The organism is Pandoraea cepalis (assembly GCF_902459665.1).
Taxonomy (GTDB): Bacteria; Pseudomonadota; Gammaproteobacteria; order Burkholderiales; family Burkholderiaceae; genus Pandoraea; species Pandoraea cepalis.
Genome location: NZ_CABPSL010000038.1, coordinates 1 through 5,814 on the forward strand (window position 1 = coordinate 1; position 5,814 = coordinate 5,814).

5 protein-coding genes and 1 pseudogene are annotated in these 5,814 nt (G+C 64.1%); 2 read left to right on the forward strand and 4 right to left on the reverse strand.

Annotation, left to right across the window (positions count from 1 at the left end; translation table 11 throughout):
• Positions 1-309: 309 nt before the first annotated feature.
• Together PCE31106_RS23735 and PCE31106_RS23740 are read right to left on the reverse strand one after the other, a co-directional pair.
• Positions 310-2,055, reverse strand: a complete 1,746-nt coding sequence (locus tag PCE31106_RS23735) for a 3'-5' exonuclease family protein (protein WP_150564880.1) — start codon at positions 2,053-2,055, stop codon at positions 310-312.
• Positions 2,043-2,567, reverse strand: coding sequence for a DUF2471 family protein (locus PCE31106_RS23740; protein ID WP_150564881.1), 525 nt, complete (start codon positions 2,565-2,567; stop codon positions 2,043-2,045). Before PCE31106_RS23740 ends, PCE31106_RS23735 begins: the two co-directional genes overlap by 13 nt.
• 154 nt (positions 2,568-2,721) lie before the next feature.
• On the opposite strand from PCE31106_RS23740, the gene PCE31106_RS23745 reads away from it, so the two are divergent.
• Entirely contained in the window at positions 2,722-3,441 is a 720-nt protein-coding gene (locus PCE31106_RS23745; RefSeq protein WP_150564882.1) for a glutathione S-transferase C-terminal domain-containing protein, read from the forward strand.
• A gap of 105 nt (positions 3,442-3,546) precedes the next feature.
• On the opposite strand, the gene PCE31106_RS23750 is transcribed toward PCE31106_RS23745, so the two are convergent.
• Positions 3,547-4,725 (reverse strand): GGDEF domain-containing protein, encoded by a 1,179-nt coding sequence (locus PCE31106_RS23750; protein ID WP_150564883.1) that lies wholly within the window; start codon positions 4,723-4,725, stop codon positions 3,547-3,549.
• A 128-nt stretch (positions 4,726-4,853) separates the two neighbouring features.
• On the opposite strand from PCE31106_RS23750, the gene PCE31106_RS23755 reads away from it, so the two are divergent.
• Positions 4,854-5,405 carry a DUF4019 domain-containing protein gene (locus PCE31106_RS23755; protein WP_150564884.1) on the forward strand — a complete coding sequence of 184 codons (552 nt, stop codon included), beginning with the start codon at positions 4,854-4,856 and terminating at the stop codon, positions 5,403-5,405.
• A gap of 63 nt (positions 5,406-5,468) precedes the next feature.
• On the opposite strand, the pseudogene PCE31106_RS23760 reads toward PCE31106_RS23755, so the two are convergent.
• Positions 5,469-5,741: pseudogene (locus PCE31106_RS23760) on the reverse strand (cupin domain-containing protein); the annotation flags it as partial.
• Between the last annotated feature and the right edge of the window lie 73 nt (positions 5,742-5,814).

Sequence of the window (5,814 nt, forward strand, 5' to 3'; positions counted from 1 at the left end):
GAACAGGACCGTGAAACAACTCCACGCCGATGATAGTGCGGATACCCGTGTGAAAGTAGGTAATCGTCAGGCTCCCCCTAAAAACCCCTTGCTAACTCGTGTAGCAAGGGGTTTTTGCTTTTTCCCGGTGATATCGCCCAGCTCAGCCTCTCGCGCCTGACATCTGTCTGGCTATTGGGACGGAATTCGGTCAGGGTCCCATACTGCAAACTTAAATGCGGGCATGACGGTGACGGTGACGGTGACGGTGACGGGGCCGACGGTGCCCCGCAGACGACACATTACGGCGGCCGTTGCCGACAGCCTGCGCTACTGAGCGTCGAACGGCAGCCGATATTGCGCAGGGTCTTCGGGGCATGGTCGACGGCGACGCAACAGCGCCGCGCTGGGCTTGTCGGGCGTGGGGGCCGGTGGATCTAGCGAACTGAGGCGAAACGCCGGGCGGCTCAGCGGCAGAACGGCCAGGAGTGCCGCCTTGCCGCGTACCGACGTCGGGATGTCGTCTTCCACTGCGACCGACTGAGCGTCAGTGACGTCGTATACGACGGTATCGCTCGCCTGATGCAAGGCGGCAAGGCGTCGGCCCAGTAGTCGGTAAATGTCAGGATCAAAGCCGGTCACGGCAGGCAAGGTGTCGACGAACGCGTCCAACGCGTCACGCGACGTCACAGTGCCCAGATACTGCCAGCGGTCGATCACGTGGTAGTCGACCTCCGAGGTATCGGCGCTGCGTTCTTCAACCGCGATAGGGCCTTCGTACGGCCACGTTTCCAACCGTAGCGTGGCGAGCGCTTGGCGAACCCGCTCGGTGTGCGCGGCGAGCGGCATATCGCCGACGCAAACACCATCACAACGCTTGACCTGGTATCCGAAGCACGGCCGGCCGGCACCCACGGTTTCCAACCCGAGCTGCGCGCAGCACAGACGATGTTGGTCCGCCAGCGTGCGCAGCGCGCTCTGCGCACGCGTGCGCGACGAGAAGGTGCCGTACAAGGCCTCGGCGCCGGCAAAATCGACCGCCTTCGCGCTGACGAGCTCGGGCATGTCGGCATCCGGCGTGAGTTGCCAGCTATAGAGTTGCGAAGCACGGCGCAGTTGACGGTTATGTACCGGCTGCAACTGCTTGACGAGTTGCGACTCAAGCAGCAACGCGCCAAGCTCGCCCGCCGTGCGGCGCGCTTCCACACGCCGGATTTCCTGCGAGATGCGCAGATCCTTGGCAACCTGATGATCGCTGGAGAAATGCGAACGCACGCGCGCGCGGATGTCGACGCTCTTGCCCACATACAGCAGCGTGTCGCCTTCGCCATAGAAGAGGTAGACGCCAGGGCGGTTCGGCAAGGCATCGATGGCGTCGTCCGGCAACTGCGGCGGCTGGCTCGAACGTTTGGTTACGCGTTGCACCGCCTGCTCGATCAGATCGGGCGTGTAAATCGTGTGAAGCTTTTGCCAGAACTGCCAGAGAAGATCGGCGTCGGCGAGCGCGCGGTGACGGCCCAGCGGGGCGAGGCCGAAGCGGGCGATCAGCGCATCCAGACCATGCCGCGCCGCCGAAGGAAACAGCAGACGCGACAGACGCACCGTGCACAAAACATCGGCTTGGAACGCGATGCCGGCACGCCGGAATTCGTTTTTGAGAAAGCCATAATCGAAGCGCGCATTGTGGGCGACAAACAACTTGCCTTGCAGACGTTCCGCCAATCCGTGCGCCAGCGACTCGAACGACGGCTGACCGCGCACCATCTCATTGGTGATTCCGGTCAACTGCTGGATGAACGGGGGGATCGGTTCGGCCGGATCGAGCAGGGTGCTCCACTGTTCCACGCCATGCGGGCCGACTTCGACCACGCCGATCTCGGTGATGCGGTCGCCGAGCGCATTGCCACCCGTCGTCTCCAGATCGACGAAGACCATCGGCGCCGGCAGCGAGCGGGCGAGCGCGTCGGGATCCATCACATCGCGGATCGCGGCGTCATCGGCGTGCTCGATTGCGATGTCTCGCATGTCATCGGTCGCGTTGCGCTTGCGCACTTCGGCCGCGCTCAGGCCGGGCATGCCGGCGCGTTGGCGTGCGACGCGATCGGGCGGACGGATCGGTCGGACGGGAACGGCGCCGCGTCGTCGCCAGGCAGGTCGTCACCGGCGAATGCTGCGGCGATGGCACGGAATACCGCCGGTGCCGGGGCGTCGGGCCAGTGCAGATCGACGAGTGCATCGAGCTGCGGTAACGCGCCGTCGCGACGCAGCGCCTCGTCGCCGGGCAGGCGCAGCAGCCGCGCCAGCGCCCATGCTTCATGCCGTGCATGCAGGCCAATATCCGCCTCTGCCTCGTCGGCAATGGCGAGGAGCGTGCGCCAGTCAAGCGTCAATGCCGCTGCCGCTTCGCTCGAATTATTCGCTTCGTTCGATTCCTCAGGGGCTGTCGCAACGGCGGCAGTGCGTGCCGATATGGCTTTCGCGGTCCCCGCACGCTGTTGCGCGTAGCGCGCGGCAATCGCGCTCACGATGCCAGCAAGGTCGCGTTCGGCAGCGCTCAGTGCCAGTTGATCCCAGTCGATGGTTTCCATAAGACATTCCTCGATTGGAGGACATGATACTGTATAAAATCACAGTGCGCGAGTGACGTGACCTGACCTGACCTGACCGACCCGACGGGGTCGCCGCCGTCGTCGCCGCATGTAATACTTTACGCCATACCCACCCTGCGGGAACCCGACCTCGATGTTGACCCTGTACACCTTTGGCCCGTCGTTCGGGCTGCCCGACGCCAGCCCGTTTGTCGTCAAGGCGGAGATGCTGCTCAAGCTCGCCGGACTGCCCTATCGGACGGATCGCAGTGGATTTCGGCATGCCCCCAAGGGCAAGCTCCCCTATATCGATGACGAAGGTGAGATCGTCGCGGACTCCACGTTGATCCGGTTGCACATCGAGCGTAAGTACGGGTTCGATTTCGATGCCGGTCTCACGCCCGAGCGACGGGGCGCCGCGTGGATGTTCGAGAAGGCGCTGGAAGATCATTTCTATTGGCACGTCGTGCAGGCGCGCTGGTGCGACGACGACAACTTCGCCAAGGGGCCGGCCTCGTTCTTCAAGGCGATTCCCTGGCCGGTGCGCCCACTTGCGCAAGCGTTCATCCGTCGCAAGATTCGCGGCACGCTGCACGCGCAGGGCACCGGGCGCTATACGCCTCAGGAGCAAACGCAACTGCTCAAACGCGGCGCACAGGCGGCGGCCGAATTGCTCGGCGACAAACCCTATTTTTTCGGTGATGCGCCGTGCGGTGCCGACGCCACCGCTTTCGGTTTCATCGGTAGCGCCGCGTCGCCGCATTTCCGCATGGCGCTGCGCGACGAAATCGCCAACCATCCGAATCTGATGGCCTACGTCGCGCGCATGCGGCGCGAGTTCTTTCGCGACGCGGGCGAAGGCTCGAGCGCTTGAGGCGTAACGTCCGGTAGGCAAATCGGCAAATCGGCAAATCGGCGATTTCACGACGTCACATCGCCGCGAATCGACATCGACTCTGCAGGCCGACGCCGGGCTGGATCAGCCCGCCTCGGAGGCCGTTTCGTCGCTCGGCAGCACGTCGGAGAGCACCAGATTGCGTCCGGAGATCTTCGCGGCGTACAGCGCGCGGTCGGCGCGCATGCACAACGCTTCGAGCGTTTCATTCTCGTGCCACGTCGCCACGCCGCCACTGAGCGTGTATTGACACACGCCGAACGGACCGGCCACCAGATGTCGGCTCGCCTGACTGCGCAGGCGCTCGGCAATGCGGATTGCCCCGGGTGTGTCCGTGCCCGGCAGCAGCACGGCAAATTCTTCTCCGCCCAGTCGCCCGAAGACATCGCCTTCGCGCAGGATATCGCGCACGAGCTTCACGAATTCGCGAAGCACCGTGTCGCCGCCCGCATGGCCGTGGGTATCGTTGATCTGCTTGAAATGATCGAGATCGATGACCACGATCGAGAGAGGCCAACCGCGGGCCACCGCCCGTGCCATCTCCTGACGTGCGAGGAGGTCGAAGTGTTTGCGAGACAACGCGCCGGTCAGATAGTCGCGGTTCGCGGCCTCTTCGGCGGTGGCGAGCATGGCGTCGTGAATCATCATGACCGCGCCCATCGTCATGGCGGGCATGACAATCGTGCCGATGGTGAGCATCACGGCGTTGAACATCGTGGGCGCGAACACTTCAGGGCCGGGGGCCGGCGTCCAGCCGAAGACCACGCCGCGCACGGCGTGCCCGATGGCGAACGCCGCCGCGAGGCCCGTGGTCAGCCAATAGTTGTAAGGATGCCGGCGCGGGGGAATATGCCGGGCAATGAGCACGGCCGTGGCCAGCAGCCACGCCGCGTGAAACGTCGAGACGATGACCACGCGTGCCTGTGGGTCGTCGGTGCCGTAACGCCAGAACACGATGGCGGCAGCGAGCACGCCGAGCGATGCTCCCAATGCCGGCCAATGCGGCGAGCGGCCGAGAAAGCGAGCACAGCCCGCGAAGTAAAGCAGCAGACTGCCCGCGAGGGTGACGTTGGCGACAGCAATCGACAGGAAGTCGGGGACGACGCCGCGCAGCGCAAACAGCGGCAGGGCAATGAGCACCGCAACGTTGGCGAAGCACCACTCGCGAACGCCCGCCACGCGTGAGCGCAGAAGAGACCCCATGATCAGCAACATCATGAAGCTGAGCAGTGAGGTGATCGCGAGCAAAGACGTCGTCAACATGGCGATGACCAACGGGGGGAAGCGGACATGTGTTGTGCATTGTAATGTACGCCGCTACGCGCGTTACATGCCCAGCACGCCAGTAGAATAGTCGGATCCGTCTTTTTTGTATCAAGGAGTTTGCGTCAATGCCGACGACCCGATCCTATCCGTCAAATCGCGCCCCCCGCTTTCGCTGGCTTCCCATGTTGGCGTTGACCGTCGTGGCCGTTGCCGGTCTTGCCGCGCGCCCGGCGCAGGCGCAGCAAGAGCCGCTGCAGCGCCGCGCGGCCCAGCCGCCGCTTTTCTCCAGCCCAGCCAGCAGCGCAAGCGCACCGGCGGCCGATGTCAATCGCGACGTGCGGCCCGCGCTCGAGGCCGCCAATCTTTGGCTGGGACTCACGGACATCAACCGTGGAAAGCAGAGTTGGGAGCAGGCCGCCCCGGTGTTCCAGCGCGCGATCACGGCCGACGACTGGGCGCAGCGCCTGCAAGCCGCGCGCGAGCCGCTGGGCCGGGTGAAGTCGCGCAAAACCTCGGATGCAGTGTTTACGCGCACCCTGCCCGGGCAGCCGGACGGCGAGTATGTGGTGATTCAGTACAACACGGTCTTCGAGCACAAGGCCGAGGCCCATGAGATGGTGACGATGGTCTTCGGCATCGACAGCCGTTGGCGGGTCGCGGGCTATCTGGTGCGCTGAGGTCGGGCGGACGGGCGACGAGCAACGCACGCTCGCCACGCGTATCCCTTTCAGCAAAGGGAATCACGGTGTTCTTCTTGCAGCAACGAACGGTAATGTGACGAGCCCGACCAGATAGCGTGCAGTGGCCGGCGTGGGATTGTGGAAGCCGATCGGTTGATCGAGCCGCATGGCCAGACAATCGCCAGTGTCGAGCCGCCACGCGACGTTGCCCAGCGTGACTTCGATGGTGCCATCGATGACCCAGATCTGCTGCCAGACCTCATTCTCGCGCGCTCCGGTATCGTAGGCGACGCGCTCACCCGCGAGAAACTGCACTTCCACAAGCTGCAACGGTAATGCCCCCCGCAAACCGGCGCTGGGAGAAGTAGAATTTTCTCGTTAAGAGGGAGTTCTGCAGATGAAGAAG

What these genes read in the sequence shown, in the direction of transcription:
- PCE31106_RS23735 (WP_150564880.1), bottom strand. Translation starts at nt 2,055, where the DNA reads ATGCCCGGCCTGAGCGCGGCCGAAGTGCGCAAGCGCAACGCGACCGAT.
- PCE31106_RS23740 (WP_150564881.1), bottom strand. Translation starts at nt 2,567, where the DNA reads ATGGAAACCATCGACTGGGATCAACTGGCACTGAGCGCTGCCGAACGC.
- PCE31106_RS23745 (WP_150564882.1), top strand. Translation starts at nt 2,722, where the DNA reads ATGTTGACCCTGTACACCTTTGGCCCGTCGTTCGGGCTGCCCGACGCC.
- PCE31106_RS23750 (WP_150564883.1), bottom strand. Translation starts at nt 4,725, where the DNA reads ATGTTGACGACGTCTTTGCTCGCGATCACCTCACTGCTCAGCTTCATG.
- PCE31106_RS23755 (WP_150564884.1), top strand. Translation starts at nt 4,854, where the DNA reads ATGCCGACGACCCGATCCTATCCGTCAAATCGCGCCCCCCGCTTTCGC.